14 protein-coding genes and 1 riboswitch are annotated in these 18140 nt (G+C 49.9%); of the genes, 12 read left to right on the plus strand and 2 right to left on the minus strand.

Annotation, left to right across the window (positions count from 1 at the left end; all coding sequences use genetic code 11):
* Window positions 1–607 precede the first annotated feature (607 nt).
* From Q8K39_RS07500 to Q8K39_RS07525, 6 genes are read left to right on the plus strand one after another with little or no spacing between them, the layout of a single operon-like run.
* Complete coding sequence (locus Q8K39_RS07500; RefSeq protein WP_305259138.1) at window positions 608–1198, plus strand: GspH/FimT family pseudopilin; 591 nt, start codon at window positions 608–610, stop codon at window positions 1196–1198.
* A gap of 7 nt (window positions 1199–1205) precedes the next feature.
* Window positions 1206–1751 (plus strand): type IV pilus modification protein PilV, encoded by a 546-nt coding sequence (gene pilV, locus Q8K39_RS07505; RefSeq protein ID WP_305259139.1) that lies wholly within the window; start codon window positions 1206–1208, stop codon window positions 1749–1751.
* Window positions 1724–2731: a PilW family protein gene (locus tag Q8K39_RS07510; RefSeq protein WP_305259140.1), complete on the plus strand. Its 1008-nt coding sequence runs from the start codon at window positions 1724–1726 to the stop codon at window positions 2729–2731. Before pilV ends, Q8K39_RS07510 begins: the two co-directional genes overlap by 28 nt.
* Window positions 2728–3282 carry a PilX N-terminal domain-containing pilus assembly protein gene (locus tag Q8K39_RS07515; protein WP_305259141.1) on the plus strand — a complete coding sequence of 185 codons (555 nt, stop codon included), beginning with the start codon at window positions 2728–2730 and terminating at the stop codon, window positions 3280–3282. Before Q8K39_RS07510 ends, Q8K39_RS07515 begins: the two co-directional genes overlap by 4 nt.
* Before the next feature lie 54 nt (window positions 3283–3336).
* Window positions 3337–6834 (plus strand): pilus assembly protein, encoded by a 3498-nt coding sequence (locus tag Q8K39_RS07520; RefSeq protein WP_305259142.1) that lies wholly within the window; start codon window positions 3337–3339, stop codon window positions 6832–6834.
* 36 nt (window positions 6835–6870) lie between these two features.
* A complete protein-coding gene (locus tag Q8K39_RS07525) occupies window positions 6871–7308 on the plus strand; it encodes a type IV pilin protein (protein WP_186957076.1) in 438 nt (145 codons plus the stop codon).
* 16 nt (window positions 7309–7324) lie between these two features.
* Here the strand turns inward: Q8K39_RS07525 and nrdR are convergent, their stop codons facing one another.
* Complete coding sequence (nrdR, locus tag Q8K39_RS07530; protein WP_305259143.1) at window positions 7325–7777, minus strand: transcriptional regulator NrdR; 453 nt, start codon at window positions 7775–7777, stop codon at window positions 7325–7327.
* A gap of 123 nt (window positions 7778–7900) precedes the next feature.
* Window positions 7901–9151 carry a serine hydroxymethyltransferase gene (gene glyA / locus Q8K39_RS07535; RefSeq protein ID WP_305259144.1) on the minus strand — a complete coding sequence of 417 codons (1251 nt, stop codon included), beginning with the start codon at window positions 9149–9151 and terminating at the stop codon, window positions 7901–7903.
* Between the two features lie 90 nt (window positions 9152–9241).
* A riboswitch (ZMP/ZTP riboswitch) is annotated at window positions 9242–9378 on the minus strand.
* Between the two features lie 198 nt (window positions 9379–9576).
* Here glyA and Q8K39_RS07540 point away from each other — a divergent pair.
* From Q8K39_RS07540 to Q8K39_RS07565, 6 genes are all read left to right on the plus strand, one after another.
* Entirely contained in the window at window positions 9577–10329 is a 753-nt protein-coding gene (locus Q8K39_RS07540) for an SDR family NAD(P)-dependent oxidoreductase (RefSeq protein ID WP_305259145.1), read from the plus strand.
* 143 nt (window positions 10330–10472) lie between these two features.
* Window positions 10473–10871: a tol-pal system-associated acyl-CoA thioesterase gene (ybgC, locus tag Q8K39_RS07545; protein WP_305259146.1), complete on the plus strand. Its 399-nt coding sequence runs from the start codon at window positions 10473–10475 to the stop codon at window positions 10869–10871.
* 61 nt (window positions 10872–10932) lie between these two features.
* Window positions 10933–11628, plus strand: coding sequence for a protein TolQ (gene tolQ / locus Q8K39_RS07550; protein WP_186957071.1), 696 nt, complete (start codon window positions 10933–10935; stop codon window positions 11626–11628).
* 16 nt (window positions 11629–11644) lie between these two features.
* The gene (locus Q8K39_RS07555; protein ID WP_305259147.1) at window positions 11645–12088 is read left to right on the plus strand and encodes an ExbD/TolR family protein; all 444 of its coding nucleotides are present in this window, start codon (window positions 11645–11647) and stop codon (window positions 12086–12088) included.
* A gap of 10 nt (window positions 12089–12098) precedes the next feature.
* Window positions 12099–13961, plus strand: coding sequence for an autotransporter assembly complex family protein (locus Q8K39_RS07560; protein ID WP_305259149.1), 1863 nt, complete (start codon window positions 12099–12101; stop codon window positions 13959–13961).
* 1 nt (window position 13962) lies between these two features.
* Window positions 13963–18126 (plus strand): translocation/assembly module TamB domain-containing protein, encoded by a 4164-nt coding sequence (locus tag Q8K39_RS07565; protein ID WP_305259150.1) that lies wholly within the window; start codon window positions 13963–13965, stop codon window positions 18124–18126.
* The last annotated feature ends 14 nt before the right edge of the window (window positions 18127–18140 follow it).

Consider the following 18140-nt stretch of genomic DNA (forward strand, 5'->3'; position numbering starts at 1 on the left):
CGCAACAAAAAAAACAAAAATAACAAACAAAAACAAGATCAAAAACAAGGTCAAGACCTCTCAACAATGAGGCACCCAGACACAGAGTCGCTCCGAGAAAAGCAAGAACAGCAAGAACAAGCGAAAGCTCTGCTTTTACTCCGGGTCTTTGGCTCTTCACTTCACTCTCTATTCTTATGTCGCAGAGAGCGATTTGTCGCAGTAGGTTGCGCCGTGCGCACCACTTGTGTACTTTGCACATCTCCGGGATCATTACAACCAACGAGACTGGAGCTCCAGTTAGAGAGCACCAGCCATTGTCGGCGAGAGGATGCTGGGCTTAGCTCCCTTGCAACCAGGATTGTTTGCTGAATAGTGCTCTTTAATGCACGACCTGGGCTTTGTGTGCAGAGGCCGGCATTTCAGCGTAAAACCTTCAAATCGCTCCTGCACGGTCAAGAGGATGCCAGACTTGTTTATATTGCCATTCAAGGTCACAATGATTTTGTAGGGTAACAGCTGTATATTTTCCACTCATCAGTAGAAGCTTACCGTTAATCGCGAAAGCATTGATGCATGCAGGCAATCAAATATATGATGTACAAACATAAGGCGAAAGAGTACGAACATGCAAAAATATAAACTGCTGCACTCACAACATGGCTTTACCTTGCTAGAACTATTAGTCGTGGTAGCCATCGTTGGCATCGTTACAGCTATCGCATTGCCAAACTACAGGTCGTTCCTTGTCAGTAGTCGTAGTGCAACAAATACAGCACTTTTGCATGGCGCGATCACACATGCAAAAACATTGGCTGGAATTAGCGGTGCGGTCACCATCTGCAAAAGCGAGAATCCTGACGCTCCCACACCGACTTGTTCCAATGTGGTCAGCAATGGTGCCGCCAACACAGGATGGGGTAGCGGCTGGATTCTTTTTCAAGATAGAAATGCGAATGGTCAATATGATGCCGCAGATACTCTGGTGAAGGTGCAGCCAGCCTTGTTCCTTGATGTGGCCGCAGGTTCTATCATTCCGGTTCCAGCCACACAGTCCGTTACCCTTGGAGGCATAGGCGGTACTACGATTGCCGGCGCTGCCATGTATTTTTATGTCAAGCCACCTAATTCATATGTAGGTCCTACCTACGATCGATATGTCTGCCTTTCTACGATAAGAAAAGTCAGTGTTGTAAAAACTTTACCTTGCCCTGCTTGAGGCTGTCATGAAACAGTTTAACTTCAATAAACAAAAAGGCGTCTCGATGGTGGAAATCGTCGTGGCGATGGTCATTCTGTCGATAGGGCTTTTGGGTGTGGCCAGCTTGCAGGCGAATACCTTGAAATATTTGAAAGCCTCAAATTATCGCTCCGAGGCGAGCCAGGCTATCTATGAGATCGCAGACCGCATGCGTGCTAATGCCCAAGCGATCAAGGATAAAGACACAGGCTTTGCGCCCAACTTCTATAGCTATCAAACCGCCTATAGTACGACTATTGCAAGTTTGCCGACCGTACCAGTCTGCGCGGTGCCTATTAACTGTACTCCCAAGGAGGTCGCAGATAAAGATGTCGCAGAGTGGCTAAGAAACCTTGGGACGCGCATGAATGGTGGTGCAGGCAATATCACTCAGAATGCCAGCGGCGGTTATGACATCTATGTGATGTGGAAAGAAGTCAATTTTACAGCACTTGATCCCTCATGTCCGAATGGCACTCCGCCATCACCGGGTGCAGGCGTGCGTTGCATAAAATTAAGTATTACACCTTAAGCGAGGCGAATGTGAGCGGTATTAATTTAAGATATTCCCAAGGGCGATCCCTGGTTGAGTTGATGATAGCCATGACTATTGGACTCATCATTTCACTGGCTGTGACTTCATTGTTTGTCAATAATTCAAAAACGTATAAAACCTTCGATGATAAATCCGTCATGGAAGAGGATGGCCGGATGGCTCTGAATACGATTGCTTACCAGATTAGGATGGCAGAAACTGGGCCTCCACAAAACACTACTACTCAAGGTGCCGTTGGTGCTGGAAAGTCAGAGTATGATCAAGGTGCTGGAGAGGCAATATCTGGGTGCAGTGGCGGTTTTATTTCACCTGTTGTCCCAGCTAGTCCTGTTCCCTGTAATTTATCTACTACTGGTCCGGATAGCATTGCATTACGGTATGTTGTAGATTTGGATAATTCCAACGCGGCCGCCGCATCAGCCGCAGCAGTGACTGATTGTTTGGGGCAAATTGTGCCTCAGACTATTAAAGACAATCCATGGGATTCAAATTATACGGTTGAAAATCGTTATTACATCGCGGTCAATCCCGCAACAAATCGAAGTGAGTTGTATTGTGCTGGAAATGGTGGAGTGCCAATTGGCACCGCTTTTTTGGCAGGAAAGCCCATTGTTGAAAATGTGGTCGATATGAAGGTTGTTTATGGTTATGATCCAATGAATCAGCAGTCGGTAAGCGGTTTTTTTAATGCAGCTGATTTGGCGGCACCAACGGTACCAACTCCCGCAAAAAAGTCTAGTTGGATGGATGGAGACCCAGATCCAACCAAGTGGAGCGGTATTCTTTCTGCCAAAATATGCTTGGTAATGCGTTCTGCCAATGATGGCTTGACACCAAAGCCGATGAGCTACACAAATTGTTCTGGCACAGTTGTTACTGCGCCGGACAAACGTTTGTATTCGACATTTACAACTGTAGTCGGCGTACGCGGCCGCACTTCGGGAAGATCATTATGAAAAAACTACACAACACTCAACGTGGCTTTGTTATGTTGACAGCCATGGTATTTCTATTGGTTTTGACAATTCTGGCGCTGACCGCTGTACGCAGGGCAACACAGGGAGAAAATATTGCAAAGAACTTGGGGGAGCAAAATATTGCCTTTCAGGCTGCTGAGACTGCGTTGCGCTACTGCCAAAAAGAAATCGAACTAACTCTTGCAGGTGATAACCAGTTGCCACTAGGTACTGTGCAAACGATTCATGGGATACCTATTCTTAGATACCAAGGAACGTACCCGGTTTTTCCACTTCCAGAAATTTGGAGGAACAGAACTAATTGGGTGGCGCAAGGATTCAGGTTGCCAGCCAATACCGTAGAGAAAGTTTCGGCACAGCCAGAATGTATGATTGAAGAGTGGAGGAAGCCACTTGCAAATAGGAAAGTTAAGAGAGATAACGCGGGCAAAGGAACAATTTCGGCATTCGTAACTACTGTACGAGCTCAAGGGATTAATGAAAAGTCGGTGGTCTGGTTGCAACAGATATGGTATCCCGCTGGTAGTTAGTAAGTTCTCGCTGAGAGTTATTCAAGGTAAGTTAAGTAAAATAATGAGGGCATCATGACGATTAATTCAAGAAAACCAATCAGCTACTATTTGATCTGCGCACTGGCTGCACAGTTTGGCTGGTCTGCTTACGCACATGCAGGCATTTCACAAATGCCACCACTGGTGAAGCCTAATGTGCCACCAAACATTTTTTACACGCTGGATGATTCTGGCTCCATGATGTTTGAGATGTTGCCTGACAATATTGCAAGAACTGGCAATAATGACGCAAGTGGCACTGGGTATAGTAATTACTGTACTAATGCTGGCGGTTGCTGGGTTACCAGTATGTTCCCAAGGCCTGCGAATATTTATAATATTGCTGGTGACTACGCTCTGCAGAATCGTGTGGTTGTTGGTTTTAATCACAATATTACAGTAGCGCGCTGGCGCTCGTCGGATGTCAATAAAGCGTATTATGACCCCAAGGTTTTGTATCAGCCTTGGGCGAGCCCTTCAGGTGGTCTAATGGCACCAGCCAACCCCCAGGCTGCCCTATTGAATCCCGTTGCTCCTGACGGTGGTACGAATACCACTGTGATGAATTTGACGCAGAATCAAACCTTTGCCGATGGCTATGTAGCATGGCTGAATAATGCGGCAACTGCTTATGATACTGCGGGCCGTACCATATTTCCAGCTTTGTACTACATTTATAACCCGGGCGGTAGCTGCAACAAGAGTACCTTGTCTTGTTATACCAGGGTGGAAATCAAGACTGGCACAAGCTTGCCAGCCAAAGCTGCTACGCGTACAGATTGCCCAGGCAGCTCTTGTACCATTGCTCAAGAACAGCAAAATTTTGCTAACTGGTTTCAATACTACCGCTCACGTATTCTTGCAGCGCGTGCTGGTACAGGGCAGGCATTCTCCAAGCAAAGTGCAACCTTGCGGGTAGGCTTTGGTACGATCAATACCGCTGGCACTGTGATTAGGAGGATTTCCGACGATTTTAGTGATCCCAACAAGACCGCCTTCTTGAACACCCTGTACAAGCATAGAATGCCAGCATCAAGCACACCTTTGCGCAAGGCAGTTGATGAAGTAGGGCAGTATTTCAGGAATAGGACCGCCACAGGCCCATGGCAAACACAATATGGCGTTGGTGCAACCACGACACAACTGACATGCCGCCAGAATTATAATATTTTGATGACGGATGGCTATTGGAATGATGCTGCCGCTGGCGGTGGTCGCACTCTCAATTACGATGGCACGGCTGGTCCCACTATCACAGGGCCAAATGCATCAACTTTTACCTACAATCCGGCGAATCCAGTCGGACCATACGCAGATACCTTTGATAATACACTGGCAGATATCGCGTTTTACTATTGGTCGCGTGATTTGCGTGATGACTGGGGGCCTGAAAAGAAAAATGTCCCAGTATCTGGTTCAGATCCAGCTTTCTGGCAGCATTTGGTGCATTTTACAGTTGGCCTGGGGGTAGCCGGTAATTTGAATTATCCTGCTGATTTGCCAGCTTTGACTGCCGGAACCAAGCTATGGCCAAATGGCGCGTCAAATCAAATTGATGATCTGTGGCACGCCGCTGTAAATTCACGCGGCAAATTCTTCAGTGCATCCAATCCTACAGAGTTTTCTGCTGCGCTTGAATCGTCATTGAATACGATTTCTGAGCGCATAGGTGATGCGGCTGCGGTAGGCACATCCAGTAACACAGTTCGTAGCGGCACTAGTTTATACACGTCCAGTTACCGTACATCAGACTGGTCTGGCCAGGTTGTGCAAAGGCCGCTGGATGCCAATGGTAATCTGACCGCTGCAGGTTGGGTTGCTTCTGTTCCTGCATTCGCTACCAGGAAAGACAAGGTATTCACTTATGTGGATGCAGCTACAAAAGGGCGAAAATTCGAACTGGCGAATCTGACCCCTGCAGATCAGGCTTATTTCACAGCCGAAGCTGCCACTTATACTCCTGCTAACGCTGTGACAGGTGCGAATATAGTTGACTATATCAAGGGGGGGCCTGACCTGGGATATTTGCGCCCACGCACTCAGGGTTTCGGGGATTTCGTGAATTCTGCGCCGCAGTATCTGAAAGAAGGTGAAGATGATGATTATGAATTCTTGCCTGCTACTGCACCAGAAAAAGCAAATTCGTACACTGATTTCCTGACATACAAGGCTGGACGTGCCTCCATGGTCTACATCGGTGGTAATGACGGTATGTTGCATGCCCTTGACGGAGCAACTGGTGTCGAGAAATTTGCTTACGTACCCAAGGGTATTATGAGCACTTTGCCGCAGCTTTCCAGAACGTCTTACGGTCATAAATTTTATGTGGATGGTACGCCAACCTTGGGTGATTACTGGAATTCAGGCTGGAAAACGGCACTGGTAGGCACGACTGGTGCCGGTGGTCGCTCAGTGTTTGCACTTGATGTGACAAATCCAAATACCTTTACTCAAAGCAATGTCTTGTGGGAAATTACCTCAGTTGACCATCCTGATCTTGGATATACCATAGGCAATGCGCAAACTGGCCGCATGCCCAATGGTGACTGGGTTGCAGTAGTAGGAAATGGCTACGAGAGTACGAACAAGCGTGCAGTCTTGTTTTTGATCCGACTAAAAGATGGTTTGGTTACCAAAGTTGACACTGGTATAGGGAGTCTGGGAGCGCCAAATGGCTTGTCTACGCCTACCTTGCTATTCAATGGAGATTCAACCATTAAGGCGATTTACGCTGGCGATATCCAGGGTAATTTATGGAAATTCAATGTCACAAATAGTGGTGCGACTGTTGCCTTTTCAGGTTCCCCGTTGTTCAAGGCTGTGCGTTCATCCAAAGTGCAGCCAATTACTGCTGCACCTGACTTAACTCCCCATCCCAAGGGCGGCGTGGTGGTATTGTTTGGTACAGGAAAGGTATATGAAACAGACGATGCCTTGAATACGGATGTTCAATCCATCTATGGTGTGTGGGATAATACAGAGGTAACGGGTGTCACAGCGAGTGCAATTACTGGAAGCCAGTCTTCACTGCAAAAGCAAACGCTGACAGCGGTAAGTGGTGGTTATACTGTTGATAACAAACCCATGAACTATAACGTAAAACGTGGCTGGTATATGGACCTTGATACCGTACTTTCTACTGGGGAACGTATTACGATACAACCGCAGGTTTATTTTGACGAAGTCATCTTTACGTCTATTATTCCTGCAGGTGCGACCGATACTTGTTCTTCAGATGGTAAATCAACGACATTCATCTTGCGAGCCTTGACAGGAGGGGTGTTTCCTTTCCCGGTATTTGATACTACAGGTGATGGCAAGGTCGATTCTTCTGATACCTTGATAGCCGGGAAACAGGGTACTTTGACTTTTGGTACTACAATCCTGAAAAAGGGTAATAAGTCGATTATTTATCAACCACCTTCATCTGGGTCTACGGATGTGAATGGACCATTGCCCTCCAAAACGACTGTATCGCAAGGTGACGTGCCAGCAGTCCGCGTGTGGAAACAATTGCTGCGCACAGATTAAGAAGTCCAACAGATAATTAAGTAGAGGTGTTAAGTGTTGCTACGTAAACGTGAAAAGGGTTTTACCCTGATAGAGCTCATGATTGTTGTTGCCATAATGGGTATATTGGCAGCAATTGTCGTGCCGTCCTACCTTGATAATGTGAGGAAGGGGCGTCGTAATGATGCAAAGGCCAAACTGACAGAGAATGTGCAGTTTATGGAAGCTTTTCTGTCAATTAATGAAAGATACGATCGCGATAAAGGAGGGACGAACGTCGCGTTGCCAATTCTGGTTAGTCCCGCCGGAGCAACAGGGGGTAATGTAGACTACAACATTAGTTTTTCTGCACCGACCACGGCGGTAACGTATACGATCCAGGCTGTTCCAGTCAACAAGATGGCTGGAGATGCCTGCGGGACTTTCACAATCAACAATGCTGGCGCGCGTACCGTATCAGGCTCGCTTAGCATGGCAGACTGCTGGTACAAATAAGCGGTATTTTTGTACCTTAGTTTTTCCTGACCTCTTGTATCGCCTCGGCAAATTCGGACACATCCTCAAAGCTTTTGTAGACAGAAGCGAAGCGGATGTAGGCGATTTTGTCGAGGCGTTTCAATTCGCGCATGACCAGTTCACCCAGGTGGCCGGAAATGACTTCGCGCTCTCCGCTGGACAATAATTTTTCTTCTATTCTTTGTATGGCGGTCTCGACTGCTTCGGCTGATACGGGTCTCTTGCGTAATGCGAGCATCAGGCTGGCGCGCAGCTTGTTGGTTTCATATTCTGTACGGCTGCCGTTTTTCTTGACGATGACGGGCATCACCAGTTCTATACGCTCATAGGTCGTAAAGCGCTTGTCGCAGTCGGCACAGCGGCGGCGGCGGCGTATGACATTGCCTTCTTCTGAAACGCGGGTGTCGATGACCTGGGTGTCATCGAGGTGGCAAAAAGGGCATTTCATGGCGTATGGTGCTCCGTTGGTTTTTATAATTGTTTTTTATATTTTGATGATACAAAAAAGCCACTCAAGCGAGTGGCTTTTATTGTGCTGTCTGATACTTAAGCCTTGCTTCAGTCGAATCTCTTAAGCTTGATACACTGGGAAAGCATCTGTCAATTGTTTGACTTCGGCCTTCACGCGTTCTATCGTCGCTGCATCATGCGGATTGTCGAGTACGTCGGCAATCAGATTACCTACTTTAACTGCTTGTTCTTCCTTGAAGCCACGGGTGGTAAAGGCAGGGCTGCCCAGTCGGATACCGGAAGTGACCATAGGTTTTTGCGGGTCGTTAGGGATGCCGTTCTTGTTGCAAGTCATATGGGCAGAACCCAGTATGGCTTCGGCTTCCTTGCCTGTCAAACCTTTAGGACGCAGGTCGACCAGCATAACGTGGGATTCGGTACGGCCAGAAACGATACGCAGGCCACGTTCAGTCAAGGTGTTTGCCAATGCAGCAGCATTCTTGACGACTTGTTCCTGGTAAGCCTTGAATTCTGGCGTCAGTGCCTCTTTGAACGCAACTGCTTTACCAGCGATAACGTGCATTAACGGGCCACCCTGGATGCCTGGGAAGATCGCAGAATTGATCTTCTTGGCGATCGCTTCATCATTCGTCAAAATGATACCGCCACGTGGGCCACGCAGGCTCTTATGAGTCGTGGATGTGACTACATCAGCGAAAGGCACAGGGTTAGGGTAAACACCCGCAGCGATCAGGCCAGCATAGTGGGCCATGTCAACCATGAAATAAGCGCCGATTTCTTTGGCGATTTTGGAGAAGCGTTCAAAGTCTATGCGCAAGGCAAATGCAGAAGCTCCGGCAATGATCAGTTTAGGCTTGGTTTCGCGCGCCAGTTTTTCCATGGCATCGTAATCGATATCTTCTTGCGCATTGAGGCCATAAGACACGACATTGAACCATTTGCCTGACATATTCAAAGGCATGCCGTGGGTCAGGTGGCCACCTTCAGCCAGGCTCATGCCCATGATGGTGTCGCCTGGATTCAGCAAGGCAAAGAATACGCCCTGGTTGGCTTGTGAGCCAGAGTTAGGCTGTACATTGGCAAAATTGGCATTGAACAATTGCTTCAGACGGTCGATGGCCAGTTGTTCAACCACGTCTACATGCTCGCAACCACCGTAGTAGCGTTTGCCTGGATAACCTTCCGCATATTTGTTGGTCAACTGGGAGCCCTGGGCTTCCATGACTGCTGGGGAACAATAGTTTTCAGAGGCGATTAACTCGATATGCTCTTGTTGACGGACGTTTTCTTTTTGTATCGTAGCAAACAGTTCTGGATCTACGTTGGCGAGGGTATGATTTTTTGCAAACATGGCGGTTCCTGATTATTCCTGTTAATAAACAATGATTGTTGTTAATGAGGTGTCTGAAACGGATAGGGGGCAGCCTCATTGCTTTTACCATCAGGCTACCCAGGCGCACGGCTGGAGTCAGTTTGACTCCGAAATCTCACGCTTCCCGATGGATCTCCATCTTGTGCCAGGATGCATACCCGTCTGACAGGGTAGATATGGCCACTTCGCCAGTCACGTGAGATGAAATGGTGCAAGGATTTTACGTGATGACGTTTGAATGGGCAAGTGCCAGCATCGCTATTGAAAAATTAATTTTCGCACAAGTATGTATCTCGAAATTTTCGACGCTCAAGTATTGGATGGCAAAAGCACTTAAAATAGTATGCTTTAGAGCTGCATATGTCAGCTAGGCAGGTTACCTACAAAAATTGAAGGAATTCAGCATGATCGTATTGATTACAGGCGCAAGCTCAGGTTTTGGTGAAGAAATGGCGCGCAAATTTGTCCGGGAAGGGCATAAAGTCATCGCAGCAGCCCGCCGCACTGACAGACTGGATGCCTTGAAAGCTGAACTCGGCGCAGCCTTGTTGCCAGTGACACTGGATGTCACCAGCAAGGACTCCATCCAGCACGCGCTGGCAGGTTTGAGTGCAGAATGGAAAAACATAGACGTACTGGTCAATAATGCCGGCCTGGCACTGGGCACTGAGCCAGCACACCTGGCTTCCCAGGATGAATGGGATACCATGATAGACACCAATACCAAGGGTCTGGTCACAGTCACCAGGGCAATTCTGCCAGACATGGTGGCACGTGGCACTGGCCTGGTCATCAATATAGGCTCTGTGGCTGGTGAAACACCTTATCCAGGCGGCAATGTTTACGGCGCAACCAAGGCTTTTGTCGATCAATTCACCCGCAATTTGCGTGCTGACCTGGTGGGTACAGGGGTGCGTGCCACCAATATTGCTCCCGGCCTGTGTGGTGGCACTGAATTTTCCAATGTACGCTTCCGTGGCAATGATGATGCGGCAGCCAAGGTCTATGAAGGCACAGTACCGCTGACGGCTGTCGATATCGCTGAAACAGCCTGGTGGATCGCTGCCTTGCCTGCGCATGTGAATATCAACCACATAGAGATGATGCCAACTTGCCAGGGTTATGGACCACTTGTGATCAAGCGCGCTACAGCGTGATCCTCCAGTAGTTTCTGAGATGTGCTACTGCCGTCAACGATGACGGCAGTAGCCAGTACTCGCCTCCCGCATGGCATATATCCCCTTGAGCATGAGTGACAAAGAGTAAATATACGCACTGAATAGCTGGTAAAGTTTATACTATGAAAACAGAATTTGTATGGCCAGTCAGGGTCTACTATGAAGACACGGATGCTGGCGGCATCGTTTTTTACGCGAACTACCTGAAGTTTTTTGAGCGTGCCCGTACTGAATGGCTCCGGGCTTCGGGCGTCAATCAGCAGCAAATGGCCGATGAACATGGTTTGATGTTTGTCGTCAAAGCTACCGCAGTCGAGTATCATGCACCCGCCAGGCTTGATGATGAACTAAGACTGACAGTTGTGGTCGAAAAGCTGGGCCGCGCGTCTGTACAGTTTGTGCAAGAGGCCTGGTGTGGTCAGCGTTTGCTCGCCAGCGGCAAAATCAAGGTGGGCTGTGTCAGCAAGGCTGAAGTCAGGCCAGCGGCGATTCCTGCTGAAGTGTTGGCGAAGATAGGCTGAGATTATTTTATATTTTAGGGCGGTAACAATGCCCGCTGTTTTGTTTTTGAATTGATTCAATATGACTGTTACCCAAGACCTCTCATTTTTAAGTCTGATCGCAAATGCCTCGATTCTGGTGCAATTGGTCATGGCACTGTTGTTAGGCGTGTCGCTGACCAGCTGGACTTACATCTTCAGCAAAATGTTCGCTATCAAAAAAGCACGCGGACAAACAGAAGAATTTGAACGCAACTTCTGGTCCGGTGGTAATTTGGTTGATTTGTATGCTGCTGCAACGAATAGCCGTCGTGCTGGCCGCGATACCAGTGGCGCTCTCGAACGTATCTTCGAAGCAGGCATGAGCGAATATCATAAGGTCAAGACCGCCAACAAGGCGGCGCTGGATGCTGGTGCCATGCTGGACGGTGCGCGTCGTGCCATGCGCGCTTCTTATCAGCGTGAAATGGATTTGCTGGAGTCGCACCTGTCCTTCCTGGCTTCCGTCGGCTCTGTCTCCCCATACATTGGTTTGTTCGGTACAGTCTGGGGCATCATGAATTCTTTCCGTGGCCTGGCCAATGTACAGCAGGCGACACTCGCAGCCGTGGCCCCCGGCATTGCTGAGGCCCTGATTGCGACGGCAATTGGCTTGTTTGCGGCTATTCCTGCCGTGCTAGCCTATAACCGTTATTCCCACGATATCGACAGGCTGGCGATACGCTTTGAAACTTTTATCGAGGAATTCTCGAATATTCTCCAGCGTCAGTCACGCTAAGGACGAATGAAATAGCATGAGTACCCTGCGTGGCGAACGTAAACGCAAATTCAAGGCAGAGATCAATGTCGTTCCGTATATCGACGTGATGCTGGTGTTGCTGGTGATTTTCATGGTGTGCGCGCCGATGACCAATCCCAGCGTCATCAACCTGCCCACTGCCGGACAATCTACCCAGCCGCCATCTGATTACATAGAAATCACTTTGCGACCCGACGCGCCTTCCACCATCAGCATCAATAGCAAAACAGGTAGCAATGGCAATAACCGCCAGGAAAACAAGGAAGAAGCAAAAGACCGCAAGCAGCTGATGCAAAAACTGCGCGAGTATCATGATGCCAAACCTGAGTTGTCTGTACTGGTATCTGCTGATAAAGGCATGATTTATGACGAGGTCATACAAGTGATTTCAGAAGCAAAAAAACTCGGTATCAATCGCGTTGGTCTGGCGACCAAGTGAGTTTTCTTAGATGCAGATAAACCTGCGCCCGCTACTGATATTCTTCTGTGCTGTTGGCTTTTGCAGTGCAGGCACGGTCAGGGCGCAGCAGACTGTGCCAACTGAAGCTCCAGCCGCTGGCTTGCCTGCACCTGATGGCGATAGCGAAGCGTCTGGCAGCACGATCAGCACGGCCAGCAGCGGCCGCTTGCAACTGGTGGCTGCCAAATCACGTTGGGCAGATTTACTGAGGGAGCATATCCCGGAATTTGCCAACAATGCCGAAGCACAAAATATCACCCCCGCACTGATCAAGAGATTGCGCCTGGATATCAGCAATATCCTCTCCACAGAAGGCTATTTTTCGCCGCAAATCCAGTTTGACAACCCCGATCAGGCCGCAGCCCCTGGCACAGCAAATAAAATCATCCGTGTCACAGTCGAGGCGGGGCCACGCACAGTCATCGAGAACGTATCACTAAAAGTGCTGGGGCCCATGGCCGATGCCATTGATGCAGGCGACAAAGCCGTTACTAAAAGACGGCGCGCCCTGCAGGAAGACTGGGGCCTGGCAGTGGGCCAGCCGTTTCGTGAAAATGACTGGTCAGACTCGAAGAACCAATTGCTGGAGAGTCTGAGGTCTGACACCTATGCCGCAGCCGGCATGACCTACAGTGAAGCAAAAATTGATGCTGATCAGCATAGTGCAGTCCTAAAGGTTGACGTTGATAGCGGGCCGGTTTTCACTTTGGGTGAAATGCGCGTCACTGGTTTGCAGCGTTACCCATCCTGGCTGATAGAGCGCTATCAGGCGCCTCGAAAGGGAGAAGTGTATTCTCGTTCGCGCTTGTTGGATTTTCAGCGCGCTTTGCAAAACTCGCCTTACTTTGCGACCGTGGCGGTGGGTATAGATCCTGATCCTGAAAAAGCCGACGCTGTGCCAGTTGATGTTACTGTCGTGGAACGCCAGGCTCGCGATCTGAGTTTTGGTTTGGGTTACAGCACCAATACTGGCTACCGCAGCGAGGTGGCTTATCGTGATCGCAACATCCTTGACCAGGCTTGGGATTTACGCAGTGCCGTCAGGCTGGAGCAACGCCGCCAACTTGGCTATGTCGATATTTATCTCCCGCCCCGGGAGAGCAAATTCCTCGATTCTTTTGGTGTGCTGGTAGAGCGTGAGAATATTGCTGGCGTACGTTCCAGCCGCAGCGCCCTGGGTGTAAAACGCACCAGTACACGCGGGCATCTGGAACAGCGCCTGGGCTTGAATATCGTCAGGGAAAAAATTTCTCCTGATGGTGAGGCAGAAGAAGTCAACAAAGCCCTGGTTGCCAGCATAGGCTGGACCTGGCGCGATGTCGATCAGCCCTTTGATCCGCGCAAAGGGCAGATTTTGCAATTTGATCTTGCTGCCTCCGAAAAAGCATTGCTGTCTGATCAGCGCTTCATACGCAGTTATGCGAAATACCAGCGCTGGATACCAGTACGCAAAACCGACACTGTGATCTTGCGCGCTGAACTTGGTGCTGTTTTTTCCAAAGATGAAGAGGGTATCCCGGAAGACTATCTGTTCCGCACCGGTGGCAGCACCACAGTGCGCGGCTATGGGTATCAAACCCTGGGCATACAACATATAGGCAGCACCCGTGGTGGTCGCGTCATGGCAACGGCCAGTGCAGAATATGTGCATTGGTTAAATTCATCCTGGGGCGCTGCCACTTTTCTGGATGTGGGCAATGCTGCCGACAACTGGCGTGAGTTGAACTTAAAGCAAGGCATGGGTGTTGGTGCGCGTTACAAAACCCCCGCAGGCCCGATAGCACTTGATCTGGCTTATGGTCGCCAGGCCAAAAAAGTGCGACTGGATTTTTCTATCGCAATTGCTTTCTGATATGAGTGCAAACGAAAAAGACCAGGTAGAGCAAAAACTGCCCACAAAAAAACAGCGACGACCTTTGCGTCGATGGAGCTGGTTCACGGTCAAGTTGTTGCTGCTATTGATGCTTGTATCGGGCCTGGTTCTGACCTGGATGTACAAAACTGAAAGTGGCACGAAAACTGCGCTGTCCATGCTTGAAAAGCTGAGTGTCGGTAGCCTTAAATTCAGTGGTGTGCAAGGCACACTGGATGATGAACTCAAGCTTGATGAATTCAGTTTCATTTCCCAGGATTTGCATGTCAAGGGAAGCGCTGTCATATTGCAGTGGCGGCCAACTGCCTTGTGGCGACGTCACATCGATATCACCAGCCTGCAGTTAAGTGCATTGACTGTCGCCACTCGCTCAAGTGAAAGTGCGGCCAGCGTACCTGTTGATATCGGCCTGCCATTTAGCCTGAATGCACCGAGGCTCGCATTGGGGCGTTTGCATATCGCCAGCTTGATTGATGGCGACAAGCAGATGGAAACCCTGCTACTCAGCGGCTTGACTGGCAGTTTTTCTTATCAGGACAATCAATTCAAGGCGCAAACGATACTGACCAGCCCTTGGGGCAAGGTAACAGGTGACGCGGACCTTGGCAGTCTCGCGCCTTTCAAATTGCATAGTCGCCTGAGCCTGCAAGGAAAACTTCAAGAAGGCATACCGCCTGTCATCTTAAAGGGCGTGGTTACAGGCAGCCTGCATGACATGCAAGTTGCGCTGGAGGCGGCTTTGGATAGTGCAACTGATAAGACCATCAAAAATCAGCACCTGCAAGGCCATGCCAAAGCACGCATCAGCGCATTCACTGCACCTTATGTACGCGAGCTGGATATCGATGTTCAGCATCTTGACCCATCTGCCTGGCAAGCAGGTGCACCGCAAGCAGACTTGCGCATATTGACGCAACTGAAACCAGTCAGCGCAGACAAGAAAAAGAATCCTGAATTTGGTTTGACTGGCCCCATCACTATGCACAATGCCCAGGCTGCCAGTATCAATAAGCAAGGCTTGCCTGTGCAGTCGCTCAGTACCAAATTATTTTGGCAAGGCCAGCACCTGAGTTTGAAAGACCTGGCTGTGCAACTGGCAGGCAAGGGCAAGTTACACGGTGAAGCCGATATCAACTGGCAAGCGGCTGACCTACAAGCTGACTTGAAGCTAAACCTGGTTAACATCGACCTCAATCAAATCGACCAGCGTCTGCATGCCAGCAACATACAGGGCAAGTTTTCTGCCCAGACTGCAAAAGATAACAGCATCAAGCTGCAGGCAAAGTTACAGGACGCCCGCGCCAGCCTGAATGCAGAAGCCAGTTACCAGCATGAAAAACTGCTCTTGAAACTGGATAAAATTGATTTGCAGGCAGAAGACGCTCACTTGCAAGGCACAGGCGATATCAGCTTCGCTGGCAAGCAGGTATTCAATCTCAAAGCCAGCCTCAAGGACTTTGATCCGGCACGCTGGGTGGCAACACCTGCAGGTCGTTTGCAGGCCGATTTCAGTGCTCACGGTCAGCTTTTGCCACGGCTGGATGTACAAGCGAATCTGCAGCAATTGCAAGGGCAATATGCAGGTCAGGCTGTGCAGGCAGGTATGGACATGCGCTGGCTGCAAGATCAACAGCTACAAGTCAAACAACTGGATCTGCGCTTTGGTAAAAATACCCTGACCGGGCAAGGCAACTGGGGTAGTGCAGATGATGTCTTGAAGCTCAATATTGACGCCCAGGATTTAAGCCACCTGAACCCCTTGCTCAGCAATTGGCAATTGGCCCTGGGAGGTAATCTGAAAGCCGATGCCACTTTGCGTGGCCGCTTCAATGAACCTGCCGGCAGTCTTGACGCCCTGGCAAAACAAGTCATCATCAAGCGCGGCAATCAGCAAATCAGCATCGCCGAGTTAAAGTCGCGCCTGAATTTGGCAAATGGTATCAAGGGACAATTTGAAGGGGAGATTGTTGCCAGTCATATTGCTAGTGAGGCGCCCACTTCAAGCAATGCAACTAACACGTCCGTCAGCGCTGCCGTCAACCACAAGCCAGACAAAATCGAACAAGTGATTTTGAAACTGCAGGGCAGGCGCGATGCCCATAAGCTGAGTCTGGAAACCATTTTCCCCAATAAACAAACCCTCAGCCTGGCTGCCAGTGGAAGTATGCAGGCTGACGCAAAAAATGACGCTGCCTGGTCATGGAATGGTCAATTGCAGGCATTGAATTTAAACGGCCAGCCTGACCTGCGCTTGCAAAGTTCAGCGTCCCTGCAAGTATCTGCACAGGCTGTGCGTCTGGGTAGCCTGTCGCTGCAAAGTGCCATGGGTAAGCTGCAACTGGACGAACTGGAATGGACTCCGGCCGCACTCAAGACCAGTGGCCAGGTCAGCGATGTCCAGGTAGTGGAAATTGCCAACCTGTTTTATCCTCAGCACGCAGTCAGCGGCAACCTGAAGTTGAATGCGCAATGGAAATTGCAATTAAAAGAGAGTGCTCAAGGCGAAATCAAATTGCAGCGCCAGAGTGGTGATTTACGCTTCAATGATCCTGAAGGAACCGGTACTTCAGTGGCCCTCGGGATAAGGGCAGTGCAATTGCAGATGAAGCTGGGTGGCCTGGTAGCAGGTAGTGCGGGCGAAAATGTGAGCCTGGATTTAGTTGCTGATGGTAGTCGCCTGGGACAATGGCAAGTCAAGGCAAATACGCAGTTGAGCAAACAAAACGATGCCTGGACAATTCTGGCAAGCGCGCCACTCAGCGGGCAAATTACTGCAGCCGTGCCTGATCTGCAATGGCTGGGGCCTTTCATCAATCCTGGCGTGGTGCTTAAAGGTAAACTGAATGCCGATGCACGCCTGTCAGGCAGCATAGGCAAACCAGGCTACCGTGCCAATCTGGCCGGGCGTGAAATGGAAATCGCCTTTGCATCCGAAGGTTTGCTGTTGCCAAATGGCAGCTTTGATGCGCAGATAGAAGACAAACACCTGAAAGTGACGAACCTGCAATTTTCCAACACCGTCACGAACATGCCACGTCATGCGCAATTCCAGGGCGTGAACTGGATAGGAAGAAAAGGCGAATTCAAAGCCAGTGGCGATATCGACATCGGCAAGGAAACCGGCAGCATACAGGCGCAATGGACCCAGTTCCCGCTCCTGCAACGCAAAGACAGGTGGCTGGTCGTCTCCGGTGAGGCGAACATCGTTGAAACCAATAATATCTGGAGCCTGACCGGCAAAGTGCTGGCTGATGGTGCTTACTTCAGGCTGCCAAAATTACCCCCGCCAAGTCTGTCCAGCGATGTCGTGGTGATACGCAAGACCGACAAGGCAGTGGCCAAGGCGGCTGAGGCGGACAGCAATCGCAAAAGCTTGAAAACCCGTGTCGATGTCAGTTTCGATATGGGGCCGCGCTTTGTCTTCGTTGGTCGTGGCCTCGATACCGGGCTGGAAGGCAGGTTGCGCCTGCGTTCCATCGATGGCAGCCCCTTGCAGGCAAATGGCTCGATACGTACCCTGAAGGGCGTTTATGAAGGCTATGGACAGCAATTGGAAATAGAGCGCGGGATACTGAATTTCCAGGGGCCACCATCCAATCCTGGCTTGAACATCCGCGCCCTGCGCAAGGGCTTGCCAGTCGAAGCTGGCGTGGAAGTGTTCGGCACAGTCAGCGCGCCACAAGTCAGGCTGGTGTCTGAACCTGACGTACCCGATGCAGAAAAACTCTCATGGCTGGTGTTGGGGCGTGGCTCTGATCAGCTCGCCAGCGGCGATGCCTCGCTGCTGATGTCGGCAGCAACGGCAATCTTCGGGGGCGATGGCAGCCGCAATGTGCCGCGCGACATCGTGCAAGGCCTGGGTTTTGATGAGTTTTCGATAGGCTCTTCTTCAAATGGATCATCCAGCCGTTTGCCAGGGCAAACCATTGCCGGTTCCACAGGCACCAGCAATGCCACGACAGACCAGGTCGTCAGCGTAGGCAAGCGCCTCATGCCTGGCCTGGTACTATCAGTTGAACGTGGCTTGTCTGACGCCAGTGGTGGCGTCAAGCTGAGCTGGCAATTGACCAGGCGGATCAGCATCATTGGCCGCGCTGGCAATGAATCTGCGGTGGATGTGAATTACACTTTCTCCTTCAATTAAGGCATACAAAAAAT

The organism is Undibacterium sp. (assembly GCF_030683615.1).
Taxonomy (GTDB): Bacteria; Pseudomonadota; Gammaproteobacteria; order Burkholderiales; family Burkholderiaceae_D; genus Undibacterium; species Undibacterium umbellatum.